The organism is Paenibacillus sp. 01T422 (genome assembly GCF_056398785.1).
In genome coordinates this window covers 1-17191 of sequence record NZ_JBFTQB010000024.1, presented here as the reverse complement: position 1 = coordinate 17191, position 17191 = coordinate 1, and the positions used below count along the sequence as shown (strand labels likewise).

Genomic DNA, 17191 nt, shown 5'->3' with positions numbered 1-17191 from the left:
TTAGATCAGGTTGGTGAAATATGTCAACGAACGAAGAAATGTCACTCGTGGAGCACCTTGGTGAGCTGCGTAAACGGATCATGTGGATATTGCTTATCTTGGTCATTGGAATGGTGGCTGGATTAATTTCCGCCAAGCCGATCATTCGATACCTCAAAAATATTCCGCCGGCAGATTCGATTAGCTGGAATGTTTTTTCCCCATGGGACGCTTTGCGGTTATATATGAATTTTGGTTTAGCCGTTGGTATCCTTATTACCTTGCCGGTTACGCTTTATCATATATGGGCTTTTGTTAAGCCAGGGCTGCGCGAGACGGAGCAGAAAGCTTCGATCATTTATATTCCTTATGCGTTTGTGCTTTTTTTAGCAGGTCTTTCGTTCGGTTATTGGGTTGTTTTTCCGATGGCTTTTTACTTTACTTCTTCCATTAGCAAAAGTCTCGATATCACCGAGATGTATGGTGCGGCTGAATATTTTACATTCATGTTCAACATCATTCTGCCATTGGCACTTGTGTTTGAGATGCCGATTGTTGTCATGTTTTTGACGAAAATCAGGCTCCTTAACCCGAAACGGCTGCATAAGTTCAGACGGTATGCGTACATGCTGCTCGTTATTTTATCTACAGTAATTACGCCCCCAGATGCCATTTCGGCCATTCTCGTGGCTTTGCCGCTTATTGTCTTATATGAGTTTAGCGTATTTATGTCGGGCTTTATTTACCGCAAACAACTGCTGAAGGATGCAGAATGGGAACGGGAATTCGGTGCCAAATAAGAAAACAGTCTGTCACTTTTGTGCAGGCTGTTTTTCTTTGAGAGTGGGAATATTTGTTTTTCATTTGGGTAGAATGAGGGGGGTGTTCGAAAGTACGAAAAATGTGTAAAAGGACTTGCAAATTACTCCCAGAATGAGTATCATAAGGTAAAGTTGTAGCCGTAGGCGCAGGCGCGTTGAAAGATGGCGTTCGTGTTCCGCTTGAAGTAAGCGAAGGCGACCGTATCATTTTCTCCAAATACGCAGGAACTGAAGTGAAATACGAAGGCCGCGAACTGTTGATCTTGCGCGAAAGCGACATTCTCGCTGTATTAGCCTAATTTAGCAGGATATAGATCGGCAATGCGTATACTTAGTTTTTACATTTTAACTACTTACTATGTAAGGGTTCTAAATCAGAGGAGGTTTCCTATTCATGGCAAAAGAAATTAAGTTCAGTGAAGACGCACGCCGCGCGATGCTTCGTGGGGTAGACGCTCTTGCTAACGCTGTTAAAGTAACTTTGGGTCCTAAAGGCCGTAACGTTGTTCTTGAGAAAAAATTCGGCAGCCCGTTGATCACGAATGACGGTGTTACGATCGCGAAAGAAATCGAGCTTGAAGATGCTTTCGAAAACATGGGAGCACAACTTGTTAAAGAAGTTGCTACCAAAACAAACGATGTTGCCRGTGACGGTACAACAACTGCAACGGTTCTAGCACAAGCTATGATCCGCGAAGGTCTGAAAAACGTTACTGCAGGCGCTAACCCAATGGTTATCCGCAAAGGTATCGAGAAAGCTGTTAAAGCGGCTGTAGAAGAGCTTCAAGCTATCGCGAAGCCAATCGAAGGCAAACAATCCATCGCGCAAGTTGCGGCAATCTCTGCTGCTGACGAAGAAGTAGGCGAGTTGATCGCTGAAGCTATGGAAAAAGTAGGTAAAGACGGTGTTATCACTGTTGAAGAATCCAAAGGCTTCTTGACGGAGCTTGAAGTTGTAGAAGGTATGCAATTCGACCGTGGATACACTTCCCCATACATGATCACAGATACGGATAAAATGGAAGCTGTCCTTGACAACCCATACATCCTGATCACTGACAAAAAAATCTCGAACATCCAAGAAATCTTGCCTGTTCTTGAAAAAGTCGTTCAATCCGGCAAACAACTTCTGATCATTGCTGAAGATGTTGAAGGCGAAGCACAAGCAACGCTTGTTGTGAACAGACTTCGTGGCACATTCACTTGCGTAGCTGTTAAAGCTCCAGGTTTCGGTGACCGTCGTAAAGCTATGCTTGGCGATATCGCTGCTCTAACTGGTGGTCAAGTGATCACTGAAGAGCTTGGTTTGGATCTGAAATCCACGCGTCCTGAGCAATTGGGTAGCGCACGTCAAATACGTGTAACCAAAGAAAACACAATCATCGTTGATGGTGCTGGCGACAAGAAAGACATCGCTGCGCGCGTAACGCAAATTCGCTCACAATTGGAAGAAACAACTTCCGATTTCGATAAAGAAAAACTGCAAGAGCGTTTGGCTAAACTTTCTGGCGGCGTAGCTGTTATCAAAGTTGGCGCAGCAACTGAAACTGAGTTGAAAGAGCGCAAACTTCGCATTGAAGATGCTCTGAAYGCAACTCGTGCAGCTGTTGAAGAAGGTATCGTATCCGGTGGTGGTACTGCACTGGTTAACGTATACAACGCAGTAGCTAAAGTTGTAGCTGTTGGCGACGAGCAAACAGGCGTTAACATCATCCTGCGCTCCCTCGAAGAGCCAGTTCGCACAATTGCAGCTAACGCTGGTCAAGAAGGCTCCGTTATCGTTGAGCGCTTGAAAAACGAAAAAGTAGGCATCGGCTACAACGCAGCAACTGGACAATGGGTAAACATGTTCGAAGCTGGTATCGTTGACCCTGCGAAAGTAACGCGTTCCGCTCTTCAAAACGCAGCTTCCGTAGCAGCTATGTTCTTGACAACTGAAGCGGTTATCGCTGATAAACCAGAAAAAGACAAACCAGGCATGCCTGATATGGGCGGCATGGGCGGTATGGGCGGCATGATGTAATTGGCTGAAAAGCCTATGCATCAATGTTAGCTCGAAGAGGCTCCTCAGATTCATCTGGGGAGCCTCTTTTTGCTTTCTTTTTATGAGCGACACGGATTTGCGATGCGCACCCCAACGCGTGCGAATCCTAGGCGCGCGTTGTAGCCGGTGCAAGGCGGCGGTCAAACCTACTGCCTTTTAACGGACACACAGGCCGCAATTATGGCATTTTGGCGGCTTTTCAAGAGCTAACGGACATGGAAGCTGTTATTCGTTAGTTATTGGGTCGGAATTGGGTATTTCAAGTCCAATAGCGGCAGCTGAGTCCGTTAAATGCTAAATTGAGCCTAAAAGTGGCAAATAGCGGCGTCTCAGTCCGTTAGAAGCACCGCACTGTACCGCACTGCATCACTCGCACCACAGGCGATACAATGTAATCACTGTTGTGCAATCACTATTATGCAATCACTGTTCTACAATCACTGTTGTGCAATCACTATTATGCAATCACTGTTCTACAATCACAGCTCCGCAAGCTCAGCTTTGCAATCACCGCCAGCAACCACCACTCCGTCACTCACCACACGCTCACTCCAACTCCCAAGCCGCAATCACCTTGTTCTTCCCCGTCCGCTTAGCCGTAATCTCGGCGGTATCAGCCTGCTCAATAAGCTGCTCAACGGAGCTAGGTTGGCACAGCTCCAAAGAGGATACCCCCACACTGACGGTAATCGTGTACGGACGCCCATAGGCGAACTCTTTCTCAATCTCACCCCGCAGCTGATGGGCAATCTTAAGTGCTTCTTTGCCGTCCGTTTTCGGTAAAATAAGAATAAGCTCCTCGCCGCCATATCGGCCCGCAATGTCGCTTTTCCTTAAATTGAACCGGAAAATATCAGCGATTTCCCGCAGCACCCTGTCCCCTTCGGGATGTCCGAATTCGTTGACTCTCCGGAAATTGTCGACATCGATCATGATGACGGAGAGATCCAGGTGATAGCGGCTGGCAAGCTCGAACTCTTCTCTCAACTTTTCCATGAAATAACCCCGCAGGTAGAAGCCGGTCAGATTATCAATGACCATTTCCCGATGCAGAAGTACGTTGATGATATGCGGTTTGATGAAGGACAGGAAGTGTTCCATATGCTGCTGCTTGGTTTTGGTCATGCCATCGACGTGAACCTGCAAGGTGATCGCCTGATCGCCACGCTGAAATAGGGTGAAAACGAGCACGCAGTGATCTTCGCTTCGCGACTGGTAGGCAATCAATTCATCGTGATCACGCAATCCTGAGGCTGTGACGAAAACTTTTTGCTTATAATGCAGAAGCTTGTACGTGATTGAAAGTTGAATGACCGGGAAGTAGTCGAACAGAGCCTTAGTCAGTCTTTGCATGGTGGTGGACAGATCCAGCGTTTCGGTCACTTGCTCGCTCAGCTCGATAATAATTTGTAAATCCAACGAAAGAAGCAGCCATTGTTCGCGGTCGGCCATCATTTTCTGAACATAATCATCCTGCAGAATGGCCGGCGTCGCTGGCGCATAAGCAGGTGCAATCGCCTCTTCCATGCAGGCTGTTAGGTAAGGGCGCCACGTTTCCTTTTGAATCATATGATAGCCGTTTAATGCCCGTCGCAAATACAGCATGGCTTGTTGAATATCGCCCTCGGCCATGGACCTCTCCGCTGAAAGCCTGTAATAGTCAGGCCAAAAGACATCATAAGCGTAACGTTTCAGGTAGGTTTCAAAATGGTCAAACCATTGATCAACTCTCTCTGAATGCAGCTTGAGCAGCAGAGTAAGCATTTCCCGATAAGCCCATCCAGCATAAAGGCCAGAGTTGTTTTTGGAAATAAACTGCTCAAACAGCTGACAAGCATACAAGGTATTGCCTAGGCTTGTTTGGCGCAGCGCTTCAAGGAAAACAGCATGGTTTTCATTCTCCAGAGAGTCGGGAACATGAACCGGTTGATGCTGACGAAAGGCGGCGTAGCCTTGATAAACAGCCAGTAAGGACTGGCCCCAATCGGTAATTTGCTGCTCAATTAGGCTGGTCTCGAGTTGGTGGAATAACGCCCATTCCTCCCATTCCAGAGCGAATAAGAGTTGATTGGTTAAGTAGTTTTCCGCCAAATCTTTGCGACGCAGCTTGTCGACTTGCAGAACTCTTTCCTTATGATACAAATAACTGGCGATATCGCCTTGATTCAAGGAAAGTTCCATCGCATTCAGATGGCCAACTTGTTCTTTAATTGTGTATCCAGAACGCTTGGCACCTTCAATTCCACGATAGACATACGTATTGATAATTTTATTGTTGCTTTGATAGGAATAAACGTCATAAAGGCGCAGCATCAGATCGGTATGCGGTGAGGAGTCTAGTAACGGTTCAAGCTTTGCTGCAATCGACATTGCCCATTCTTCTGCTTCTGGAAAATGGATCAACATATTAATCGTATAGTAATTCGTGATTTCTGCAAAATGGCGCAGGGCAAGCAAGTGGCGATTGGGATACACAACGTCGGTATAGAAATTATGCAAGATATGCATTTCTTCATCCTGCAGCGGAAAACAAAGATTGCTCGTATTGAGTAAAAATGCTGCCCGTACCCGATCCGTAAGAAGCTGCTTCTCATCAAAAATAAACGGGAAGAGCTCCTCGCGCAGCTGATAAACGTCTACATCATTTTGAATGATCCGAATAGACAACCAACTAAAGCGATCTGAAATGGTTCCTGTTCGTTCATAGACGGTTAAAGCCAATTGTTCAGATAATGCAAACTGGTTGAGCAGATGATACATGCGGCTAAGCAGCCGATCCAGGAAAACGAGATAAGGTCTTCCCAGCTTTTCATACAAATATTTGATGCGTTCTAATATTTCGGCCTTTTGGCTGTAGGAGAGCAGCGTGCGAATCTGTCTGTAATATTTTAAAAGCAGATAGTATTCGACCTTGTATTCCCCTGCTTGACTTGACAGTGTGATCAGCTGAGGCAATGCGGATGGGCGGTATTTATATAGATATTGCAATGCTGTTTGGTAATAGGACGCAAGTTTGTCCTCAGATAGCTGCTGCAGGACCAGTTGGATAATTTCACTCGAAATAAACAGACTATCATTGCGACTGACATGCATAAGGCCAAGCTCCGCAAGCCTGGTCACCGAGAGCAGAATATTGCCTGCATCCAGTCGATTAGCGGTAAACAGAGATGCTGCATGGACGGGCATTGGGAGACAGCACAGCAGCCTCATTAACTCTAAATCCTTCTTATCCAGAAGAGCGATACGCTTCGCAATCAAGCGAAGGGGGTTCAAATTTTCATAATCAAGTTGAAATTCAGCTGTTCGTGTCCAACCGCTGGGGGTGACATGAATGCCGTGGGACTGGGTGAGCTCCTCCAAAATAATGCGGCAGTGGCTTGCGTTAATCTTGTGTTCGTATAGCCAGTTTCTTAACTGGTTGACTAAAGCTTCGTCGGCTCGTCCGAATTGTGAAGCAAGCAACTGCTCATAGATAGCGGGGTCCGAATGATGAATGTTAAGGACTTGGAAATGTACTTCTGTGAATTGGGTAGGGATACGGCTACCGCTAAAAATGAAATTCAAGGACTTCATCTCATGGCCATGCTCTCTCCAGAAGTTCAGAAGAATGAGCTGCGAATCTTCATCAAAATGCTCACAGTTTTCAAAGGTGAATACAAAGTTTTGAACGGGAAACAGCGGAATAACCGACGTGAAAAATTGGTGCAGCCACTCTGTCAGCAGATAAAGGATGTCATCGCCTTCATAGTGTTTTTTGAGTAGCTGATCAAATTTCCGGGCAAGATTCCGTAACATGGTAATGGACTCAGGCAGAATGTCGTAAGCTCTGTGCAGCGTTCTTGAGACTACTTCACGTAAGGTGGAATAGGGTAGCTCTTGCGAGACGATTTTGAAATAATACCCCTTTTCAATGACTTCATTAATGTGCTGCGCGTATAAATCGAAACGAATAGCCTCATCCTTGCAGATGAGACCTAGCAGTCGATCCTCATTCGATTTCAAAAAAGCACGAAAACACTCCTGCTGTTCAAGTGAGATAGGGGAAGCGGCAGGGTGCAGCAATTTTGAACTTATTTGGGTATGTGTATCAGGCTGGGATTCCACTGGAAGATGCAGATAGTCAAGAAAGGTTGTGGCAATCTCGTCGGCGAATAGGAAGGTTTCAGGCCGAGCTTGAAGCCGTTCAGAAAGAGGTTGCAAAGCAACAGGTACACGGTTGTTGTACATCGACTCCAGCAGGAGATGAATAGATTCAAAATCCGCCACACGCGATAAAAGAAACCTTCGTGCATAGCGTGGAAATAAGCTGTATGGATAGTCCGTCAGCAAGTGATTGATAAACTCAATGGCGGAGGGGAATGGCTGGACATCAACAAGAACTGTTAGCGTTTTTGGATGGAAAAATAGCATGTCCGGCGACAAAAAGCCCATATAAAACTGTTTATCGTGTAATATTGAAAGCGCTTTACATAAGGGAATGAGAAGCCTCGCTTTGTCTTCATCGGTTAACTGCTCATTATCCAATTCTGAGAAGGGGACAAAACCATCCGGTAAATTAGGAAGCTGTACAATCAGCTCTCCGTCCAGGAGCTCCCAACTTGTAGGTTGACGGAAATAGTCTCCCTGAGCGGCTTCGGTCCAAGAGATCAGRCGGTTCTCGATTTGTTTATAAGGAAAGTAAGCCCATAGCTTATGATTAAAATGCATTTCTGAATAGTCAAAGGTGTGAGAGTAAGTTAGATGTCGAGTTTCCGAGAAATTTCTTTGAGTTGTAGTATTCATCTTACTCCCTCTCCTTCTAAAGTATAGGGTTCTGTATGTAGGGGGGGTGGGATATTTCCATCAATGAGGACCGATTTCTCAATTGTAACAAAAATAAGCTCCAAATGGGAGAAGAATTGCTGAAAATTCCAGTGATCAAACGCTAACTTTTGGGCTAAAAAAGCAAGATAGCCTGTCAAATTTCGTTCTGCATGGACATCTACCTGCTTGGCCTATAAGAAAAGAGCCTATTTATCTAGAAACTAGGCATTGGTACATTCTTTGGACTAGGCATAGACGTATACTATCTCAAACCTAAAGAGGAGTTGACTTAAACAATGGCTTATCAACCGAATCAACCTAGCCAAGGAAAACAATTTCAGTGTCCCCCAGCTGACCCTATAATGACAAGTCCAGAAAGAATAGTTAGAGATTTCTATCATCCGCAAAAGGTTCAAGTTATTCACCCTATTCAAATCGTAAATAGACATCATTGTGTACCTGTTTATGAGCATGTATGCACGTATGAAGAGACGGATGAGTATTGTGGTACTCACCCGCATCCACACCAAGGCATGTTGCGCGACAAATAATGGTGACACCCTAGTCTGAATCTGCGAAGATTCCAGCTAGGGTTTTTTTATCGATGGACGCCTTTTCCTGTATAATGAATAGATAGCTTTTTTTGAGTGAGGGAGGTTCGGGCATGCACGAACTAGATGCTAAACTACAATTCAATCTAACGGCTCGTGGTCCGGTAAGCACTCCGAAGGAGACGGGAACGTGTGCGCAATGGATCTTCTATTTTGATAAGCAATATGCGAATGCCAAAGTATATAACGCTTTTAGCGTTGAGGAATTATATATGCGGGCATGGCGACAACTTAATCAGCTTGCTGATGATTGGGAACTGACGATCAGGGGGATCTATGATATCCAAGTTGTTCTGTACCTAACTCAGCTCTGCGATGCTTTGGCTGATGCGAAGTCAGGTATGTATGACTTTTTTTATAATGCCGGTTACTTTTTTTCGAAAATTACGAAGCACAGCCAAGAACAACTGGCAACCGTTATGCGAAACATCGATATGGAACATGCCCAGATGAGATATCCAGAGCATTTGAAGGAGCTTGCGGCATACGTGGCTGTACAAGTTTCTAAGGAGGTAGTAGGGGATTCCAGAGGCAAATGGTTTGAGATCAGTAAACGGTTGTGGTCTGGATTGTTGTATGATAATGAGCTTGTAGCGGACGAGCTTGTAAGATTGAGGAAGATTGCAGGCGATAGAGGAAATAAACCGGAGTATGAAGCAGCGATATTGGCGTTAGCGCATTTCGATATTTTATCTGGCGAGGACGAAAATGCTTGGGATCGCGTCGTAACTGGAATTGATGTGATTGAGCCAGGGGATTGGTTTGGGTACCTGAGATCTTTTGTGAAGGACGAGCAGTGGGATCGATTGTTGAAATGGCTCAGATGGCTTGGTCCTGCGATCCGCAAGGAAGTAACGTATCATGCAGCCGAGTATTTTGATTTGTGGGAAGAGGCGGCAGCGAGCGGTTCTGGCCTAGAAGAAGAGTATAGGAAAGCTATGGTGGAGCTTCTTCCTGGCAGTTATCGCCACTATGCTCGTTTCTTGCTGGGGAAAGAGGAGTATCAGACATGGGCAGATTTGATGCTTTTGTTAAGCATATCACCCCTAGATATCGATTCTAACCAGCTGAAATTGGTTGAAAAGGCAGATAGTCGCGCACTGCTGCCGCTGTATCATTATGCGATTGAAGAGATTCTCCAAGTCAAAAATCGTGAATCGTATAAACAAGCGGTCAAACTCCTCAAAAAGTTGGCGGCTGCCTATAAAAAGCTGAAACAAACGCCCAGATTTGAAGCGTATTTGGTGCAGATTATTAAACAGTATGCACGGTACCGCGCATTTCAAGAGGAATTACGGAAAGGAAAGCTACTGCTATGATCAACTTGTCACAGATACATATCCGAGTGCAAAAACTCCCTACAGGGAGTTTTACCTTCTATGGGGAGACAGAGCAGGCCAACGAGGTTCCCGCCTACGCGCTGCGAAAGCTGCTATTTGCTTGGCATGAAGCGTCTTTTTATGGCACACAGCTCGAAACCATTCGAACCGGATACGGTGAAGGCTTGGTCGTTACACCTTATATGCTATTGGACTATTTGGCTGCGCCGGGTGCATTATTGCATGGGAAATTATCTTGGGATACAGATGTACTAATGATGAAAAAGGGTGCCGCACTTTTTAAAGAGGCACTGGAAGTCGGCTGGTACATGCCCTCTTTCAGGCATTGGCTCGAGGGCGGCATGGGGTGGAAGCCGCAGCTGCCAGGCGCGAAACTGGGAGAGCTTGAGCAGCTATATAGTGGCCGGCAGGCGGAAGACTTCTGGTTCGATTGGTTTAATAGCGCAGCTTTGGAAATGGCGAAAGAAGCACCAGAGTCGGAGATTGGTATGGCATGGAGCCGCCTATCGGAGGGAAATGTTCTTCTGCAAGAAGGGCCAACAGCTGAAGTAAACTGGATGCAGGAGGATGATTGGCTGCTGGCGATTGGCTGGAAGCAGGAAGGTACACCTTACCAAATCTGCGTGCAACTGGTGGAGCCATATGCAGAAACCTATGTGGACGGGACGACGACTGCCAAAGATAACGGAGCGGACTGGCGCCTGAGATTCATCGCGCAGGATCGTAGAGATRCCAATCATTTCGTGGAATTCAGCACGGCGGGGAATAGTCTGGTGGGGAGAATTCCAGAAGCATGGCAGGATGGAATTGATGCGAGCATCCAGGATCAAACGGATCGGGTGCTGCGTATTTTGCCACAGCTTGAAAGTGAGTTTCAGAGCGGGAAAATCGTAGAGCAGTTATCGGACGATCAAGCTTGGGAATTTCTTACGAAATCAAGCTTACAGCTCGCTGCTGCCGGGATCTCGGTTTTCCTGCCTGCGTGGTGGAGAGAACTCAGCCGTGCGCGGCCACAGTTGCGAGCGAAAGTGCGGAGCTCAGTAGGTACTTCGCGTAAACCAATGTTTGGCATGGACCACATTATCCAATACGACTGGCGAGTCGCAATGGGCGGTGTCGATCTGTCTGAGGAAGAATTTCATCAGATTACCGAGCAGAAAAAAAGGTTGATCTATATTCGCGGCAGATGGGTGCAGCTGAACCCTGCAGACTTAGAGCAGATGAAAGCCGCGATGCGGCATAGGGAGAAGAGGAAGGGATTCTCCTTTCGGGATGTTCTGGAGATGCAGCTATCGGACGACACTCCGGAGCAATCGATTCCTGTCGCTTCCACTAGTGAGCAGGGGGAAGAGTTCAAGGTTCACATTGAACTAAATAGTTCGCTTAGGAACTTACTGAGGAAGCTTAATCAGCGAAAATCACTGCCTTTTGTCCAAATTGACGGCTTGGAGGCTGATCTGAGGCCATATCAGGCAGAAGGTGTGTCGTGGCTTCTTTTTCTAAGAGAAATTGGCCTGGGCGGGTGCCTGGCGGATGATATGGGGCTTGGGAAGACGGTGCAGTTTATTGCTTATTTACTAGCGGTGAAAGCTGCTGCGAAGAATGCTGAGCAATCAACAGCTCAAGCTACAATGCAATCAACAACGAAATCGACAAGTCAACCCCAAAGTGAGTTGCAACCTATTACCGCCCCTTCGTTGCTGATTTGTCCAACTTCCGTTCTTGGCAACTGGCAAAAAGAGCTTGAGCGTTTCGCACCATCTCTCAAAGTGCATCTCCATTACGGAGCGCAGCGCGCAAAGGGTGATGCGTTCCAAGCTTCTGTGGCAGGCGCAGACCTTATCATAACCTCTTACAACATCGCTCTGCTGGATGAGGAAGAATTATCGAGCTTGACCTGGAACACGCTTTGCTTGGACGAGGCACAAAATATCAAAAACGCTTATACGAAGCAATCCCAAGCGATTCGCGGCCTGAGTGCTCACCACCGTATCGCCTTGACCGGTACGCCTATGGAGAATCGGCTGACCGAGCTTTGGTCGATTTTTGATTTTATTAATCCAGKGTATCTCGGTACGCTGCGCCATTTCACTCATCATTACGTGGGGCCTATTGAAAAAAGCACCGACGGCGCACCGGGACTAACTTCACGCGTTCAGCGTTTGATCCGCCCATTCTTGCTAAGGCGAGTCAAAAAGGATCCGTCAATTCAGCTCAGTTTGCCTGAGAAGGTTGAGTCCAAAGCTTATGTAGCCTTGACAGCCGAGCAGGGGGCACTCTACGAGAACGTCGTGCAAAGTTTGATGGAAAGAGTCGATAGTCTTTCCGTGATGGAAAAGAAAGGGCTTATTCTTGCTTCTTTGATGAAGCTGAAGCAGATTTGTGATCATCCTTCGTTGTTTCTGAAGGAAGGAGATCGTTCGGGGGCTGGGGTAGCCCCCGGGAGAGGTGTGCGCTCAGCGAAGCTGGAACGCCTGCTTGAAATGATCGACGAACTAAGAAGCGAAGGAGGCGGCTGCCTCATCTTCACCCAGTTCGTCGAGATGGGCCACCTCCTGCAGCGCGTGATCGCGCAGGAGCGGGGGGAACCCGTGCAGTTCTTGCACGGGGCCGTGGCTAAGGCGAAGCGCGATGAAATGATCGCGCGCTTCCAGGACGACGCGCTCCCGGAAGCGGAGCGCTGCAGGATCTTCATCCTCTCGCTGAAAGCAGGAGGAACTGGTTTAAACCTCACCGCGGCGAACCATGTTTTCCACTACGATCGCTGGTGGAATCCCGCCGTGGAGAACCAGGCCACGGACCGGGCCTTTCGCATCGGCCAGAGCCGCGATGTGCAGGTGCACAAGTTCATCACGCTGGGCACGCTCGAAGAGCGTATCGATGAGATGATCGAACGCAAAAAAGGCCTCAGCGATCAAATCGTCGGCAGCGGAGAGAATTGGGTCACCGAGATGTCGACGAGTGAGCTGCGGGAGCTGTTTGCGCTTCGGCGGGAGTGGGTGGAGAAATAAAGAGATACAAAAAAAGAAGCGCCACATGTGAATGTGACGCTTCTTTTTTTACTATTTTGGAAAGCTTGCAGCAACAATAGCATCAATGTTTTGCTTCTCAGCAGGATCTTTTGCAATTAATTTATCCTGTAGAGCTTGATCGTTCTTGCCTTGTTTCTGTAAAGCAGCCAAATACCATCTGATCAGAACACGATTCGGTTGATCATCTAGGTTATCTGTTATAAAAGGTTGGAACGTTGAAGCAGAACCAGCGTAATCTCCACGCATATAGCTGATTTCTCCGACACTCAGAGCCATACCTGGTGTAACGGCAAAAGGACGACCCTGTGCTTGCTCTTTAGGTAAATTTTTCAGGGAATCCACACGAGCTAGAACTTCTTTATAAGTTGCAAGGGCATCATCAAGTCTTTTATTGTACTCTTGCGTATTGTTTTTGGTATTAGCTTGATTCGCAAGCTCAATATTTAGAGATATACTTTTTTCATACATTTCCGTGTACCAAGGGTAGTTTGTAATCTGGGAATTAGACCAGTTGAGCGCATCTTCGTGCTTTCCTTTAAGAAGAAGCATATTAAGCTGCTGCATGGCCACCGCGCGGTTATGCGGTTCTTTTTTCAAAAGCTGATTCATTAGATCTTGGGCCTGATTGAAAAAAGGCTCTGCTTTTGTTGGATCTTCTTTCTGCACTTGATTGTAAACCTGAAGCAGAATTCCGATTCTGCTGACTTGGCCTGTTAACAAATAATCCGGATGTGCAGGGTGTAAAGAGATTGCTTTGTCTAACGGTTTAATAATTTGATTATAATCCTGGCTAGTTTTGATAACCGCAAGCGTTTCTTTATAAGAACCATTCGCTGATACGAGCTGAACGGAGATGTAGAACATCACAATCGATAAGATTGCCAGCAGCGCCGGGAATGATTTGTGAATCACAGCAGAATCCGCTTTAAAACGCAGCGGGGCTGAAGAAGTGTTACTAAGCATCCCGCCAAGAGCAAGGAACAGAATAGCGCCTAAGTACACATAACTCAAATCGAAGTCAATCATACTGTGGACCAAGAGTGAAATCGTTACAATGAAAAATAGAAAGTGCAGATCTCGTTTCTCCTGTGAGCTTTTGATGTAGCTTCGTATATAGAACACCATGATAGCAATTACGAAGCCTACGAAGGCAAGGAAACCGAGCGCCCCGGTCTCGACCAAGTATTGAAGAGCGAAGTTATGAGCCTGTCGGCTAGTGTATGGATTGTTTTGATACTTCTCATATAAAGAAGCCCACGCGCCGCCGCCGGCACCAATGATCGGATAGTCCGTCCAAAGTTTTACTGCGTCTTTGTAGAATGTTCCACGCTCTAGAACGCTGTGCTGTTGGAAGTTAATGTTTTCGATCCGAGTTTTCACATTGTCAGGAAGAATGTTTTTGAAGCCTGTATCACTCAGGATTAGGATGGCACCTAAAACGCCAATAAGGATAGCCGCCACCGGAAGAATGAAGGTTGCATATTTTTTTGTGTCAAACCGAGCTGTAATTCGCTCTAACCATGGAGCTACGAAGAGCTGAATAACGATAGCAACCACAGTGAAAACTACAGAAGCAATGAGCAAAATTGACCAACCGTGCCATGATTCTGAAGCGCTAGGCTGTTTTTGTAACCCAATTCCGATATCCGTCACCTTTTGAAGAATCAGGATAGACGTTAGGAAAGCTAGTCCGAACTGAAGGAGAGCAAGGATTTGTCTGCTTATTGAAAAGAAGAACAACATAATCAAGAAAACGACCGGAATAACTACAATGGCACCACGCGACAGCGTCAACCAGAATGAAACAAGGATTGGCACCAACAAGAACGCATGTGGGAGAATCGTTTGCCACTTGCGGGACTTCACAATGAAGAACAATGCTCCGAGTGATAATGTAATTAAGAAAGCCGCGTATGTATTCGCATATTGGAAAACGGAAGTCAGACGCAAACCGTTCGAGTCCGTCATGATCGCATCGCGGTACAAATTCGGTGAATCCATAAACGCGAACCAACTAACCAGGTGCGCTGCAAAGCTTCCATTACCTAACCAGTACAAAAGTCCGAATAAAACAATGAAATATCCCGATATCATCAATAAACTTGCAACTATCGACACTCCAAGCTTGTTTTTTGTCAGAAATACACCTAAAATGAAGAAGGTTGCATACAGCATTTGGATGTACACCATATTAGTTGCCAAATAGTGCGAGGCCGAGTTCGACAAAGAAATGACATAAGTAAGAGGCATAATGAGTACTAGAATCGTTAATACATCTTTCTGTTCCTTAAGCTTGAAAACAAAGAAAGCAAGAATTGCAATCAGCAGCATGATGATAGAGGACCACACCGAAGCCGAGTAGATCGACCGCTCGAAATCATACGTTCCTCCGTTAAACAACGCCCGCTGAAACGGCGCCCAGAACATGAACAAGCCCGTAAACACAATTAAAATCCAAAAGATAACAGAGCTTTTCTCTGTCGTAATCGTTCCACTCGATTTTGCACGCGACGCCGCGTAGGCATTCTTACTTGCACTCATTAAGACAGTCTCCTTCTTCGCTAAAGTTCGACTTTATTTTAGCATAGATGGAAGGGAGTTTCCAAATAGATAAAAATAAAAGAACATTAAATTTATAGGAGTGTGACTTTTATAGAGAGTACAGTATTAAAAGCATTACTATGACTTTGTTAAACTTAAGTTGGAAGAAGAGGTTGGGAAATAATAATGAATAATTTATTTAAAAATTTATTAATTAATGACATAAGAAATAGGTACAGTGGATCATTATTAGGATTGATGTGGACTATAATAAATCCTTTGGCTTCATTTTTCGTTTACTATTTTGTATTTTCCGAAATCTTAAAAGTTAAGCTTGGCTTCGAGTATAGTGAAGTTAATTTTTCTGTATGGCTTATAGCAGGGTTACTTCCTTGGCTTTTTTTCTCTGAAACGCTTATAAGATCAACGTCTACTATAATAGAGAATTCAAATTTAGTAACAAAGACTCTTTTTCCTTCACAAATAATGCCAATAGTCATTTGTTTATCCAGTTTTATTAATCATCTGATAGCTCTAGTAATTCTTTTAATTAGTCTTTTCCTGCTAGGGTATCATTTTTCGTTTGATTATTTTTTGTTGCTAATTTACTTTATACCACTTTTCTTATATTCCATAGGTCTTTCATGGATTTTGGCTTCACTGAATGTTTTCCTTCGTGACATTGGGCAATTTATAGGAATACTAATAAATATATGGTTTTATATGACACCTATTATTTATCCATTGAATTCTATACCTCAATATTTAATGGGATTTCTTGGATGGAATCCAATTTCACCAATCGTAGATGGATATAGACAGTTATTTTTTAAGGGCAAATTCATTGATATTGGAACTTTTGCAATAATTACTTTTTTTGGAATTGTTGTTTTTGCTCTTGGCTATTTAATATTTATAAAACTCAAAAAATCTTTTGGAGATGTATTGTAAAGCTGGGGGTACTTAAATGAATAATGCAGTAGTTGTTGAAAATGTTACAAAAATTTATAAAACCTATAAAAAGCCAAGTGATAAACTGAAAGAGATTATATTATTTGGTAAAGTGAAATTTCATAATTCATTCCATGCATTAAAGGAGATATCTTTTAACATAGAAAAAGGAACAACTGTAGGGATAATTGGAAAAAATGGCAGTGGTAAAAGTACCTTATTGAAAATAATATTAGGTTCTTTGTCTCCTAGTGTTGGTAAAGTCGAAGTAAGTGGAAAAATAGCTTCATTATTAGAGCTTGGAGCAGGATTTAATCCTGAACTCACAGGACATGAGAATGTTTTTTTATATGGTTCTATTATGGGGCTTTCAAAAAGAGAAATTGAGCAAAAATACAAAGAAATCATAGAATTCGCTGATATCGGTGATTTTATAAATCAACCTGTTAAAACATATTCAAGTGGTATGTTTGTAAGACTAGCATTTTCGTCTGCAGTTCATTGTGAACCAGAGATAATGATTATTGATGAGGCACTTTCAGTAGGGGATTTGTATTTTCAGCAAAAATCAATGAGAAAAATTAGAGAACTTAAGGAATCAGGAAAAACAATTTTATTTGTCTCTCATGATGTTCAAGCTGTAATAACGTTATGTGATAAGGTTGTATGGCTTGAAAAAGGAGAATTAGTGGAAATTGGTGATCCTAAAACTGTTGCGAAATTATACCAGATGAGTATTCATAATTTACAGAAGCAGAAAAAAGAAACTAATTCTAATAGCGTATCTTTAGCTAAGATTAATCAATACAAAAAGATTGTGAATATTGATAAACGATTTGGTGATGGCAGTGCGGAAATTGTTGGGTTAGATGTATTAATAAATGGTGAATCGGTAGACAGCATTGAAAACGGTGATGAAGTTGTTATAAGGACAACGATAAAAATTAATGAAGACTTAAACTTGCCTATAATAGGATTCACAGTAAGAGACAGATTAAGTAATATTGTTTTTTCAAGTAATACTAATCTTGAAGAGAATTATTTGTTAGATATGCAACAAGATGAAATG

General features: G+C 44.4%; 8 protein-coding genes and 1 pseudogene. 7 read left to right on the top strand and 2 right to left on the bottom strand.

All coding sequences use genetic code 11. The features are described from left to right. Nucleotides 1-20 precede the first annotated feature (20 nt). From tatC to groL, 3 genes and pseudogenes are all read left to right on the top strand, one after another. Nucleotides 21-779, top strand: a complete 759-nt coding sequence (tatC, locus tag AC1DUA_RS02640) for a twin-arginine translocase subunit TatC (protein ID WP_477498254.1) — start codon at nucleotides 21-23, stop codon at nucleotides 777-779. A 146-nt stretch (nucleotides 780-925) separates the two neighbouring features. Further along, a pseudogene (locus AC1DUA_RS02635) lies at nucleotides 926-1099 on the top strand (co-chaperone GroES); the annotation flags it as partial. A gap of 95 nt (nucleotides 1100-1194) precedes the next feature. Beyond that, nucleotides 1195-2823 (top strand): chaperonin GroEL, encoded by a 1629-nt coding sequence (gene groL, locus AC1DUA_RS02630; RefSeq protein ID WP_477498253.1) that lies wholly within the window; start codon nucleotides 1195-1197, stop codon nucleotides 2821-2823. 567 nt (nucleotides 2824-3390) lie between these two features. Here groL and AC1DUA_RS02625 read toward each other — a convergent pair. Further along, nucleotides 3391-7626: a GGDEF domain-containing protein gene (locus AC1DUA_RS02625; protein ID WP_477498252.1), complete on the bottom strand. Its 4236-nt coding sequence runs from the start codon at nucleotides 7624-7626 to the stop codon at nucleotides 3391-3393. 685 nt (nucleotides 7627-8311) lie between these two features. Here AC1DUA_RS02625 and AC1DUA_RS02620 point away from each other — a divergent pair. Together AC1DUA_RS02620 and AC1DUA_RS02615 are read left to right on the top strand one after the other, a co-directional pair. Continuing rightward, nucleotides 8312-9577 carry a hypothetical protein gene (locus tag AC1DUA_RS02620; protein ID WP_477498251.1) on the top strand — a complete coding sequence of 422 codons (1266 nt, stop codon included), beginning with the start codon at nucleotides 8312-8314 and terminating at the stop codon, nucleotides 9575-9577. After that, nucleotides 9574-12609 carry a DEAD/DEAH box helicase gene (locus AC1DUA_RS02615; RefSeq protein WP_477498250.1) on the top strand — a complete coding sequence of 1012 codons (3036 nt, stop codon included), beginning with the start codon at nucleotides 9574-9576 and terminating at the stop codon, nucleotides 12607-12609. Before AC1DUA_RS02620 ends, AC1DUA_RS02615 begins: the two co-directional genes overlap by 4 nt. A 51-nt stretch (nucleotides 12610-12660) precedes the next feature. Here the strand turns inward: AC1DUA_RS02615 and AC1DUA_RS02610 are convergent, their stop codons facing one another. Then, nucleotides 12661-15171: an O-antigen ligase family protein gene (locus tag AC1DUA_RS02610; protein WP_477498249.1), complete on the bottom strand. Its 2511-nt coding sequence runs from the start codon at nucleotides 15169-15171 to the stop codon at nucleotides 12661-12663. A gap of 186 nt (nucleotides 15172-15357) precedes the next feature. On the opposite strand from AC1DUA_RS02610, the gene AC1DUA_RS02605 reads away from it, so the two are divergent. Further along, nucleotides 15358-16122 carry an ABC transporter permease gene (locus AC1DUA_RS02605; RefSeq protein WP_477498248.1) on the top strand — a complete coding sequence of 255 codons (765 nt, stop codon included), beginning with the start codon at nucleotides 15358-15360 and terminating at the stop codon, nucleotides 16120-16122. 16 nt (nucleotides 16123-16138) lie between these two features. Continuing rightward, nucleotides 16139-17191 (top strand): ABC transporter ATP-binding protein (locus AC1DUA_RS02600; protein WP_477498247.1); only part of this gene is annotated, 1053 nt, incomplete at its 3' end.

Bases quoted from the DNA above. Each gene is read 5' to 3' on its own strand.
- tatC (WP_477498254.1), top strand. From the start codon at position 21: ATGTCAACGAACGAAGAAATGTCACTCGTGGAGCACCTTGGTGAGCTG.
- AC1DUA_RS02605 (WP_477498248.1), top strand. From the start codon at position 15,358: ATGAATAATTTATTTAAAAATTTATTAATTAATGACATAAGAAATAGG.
- AC1DUA_RS02610 (WP_477498249.1), bottom strand. From the start codon at position 15,171: ATGAGTGCAAGTAAGAATGCCTACGCGGCGTCGCGTGCAAAATCGAGT.
- AC1DUA_RS02620 (WP_477498251.1), top strand. From the start codon at position 8,312: ATGCACGAACTAGATGCTAAACTACAATTCAATCTAACGGCTCGTGGT.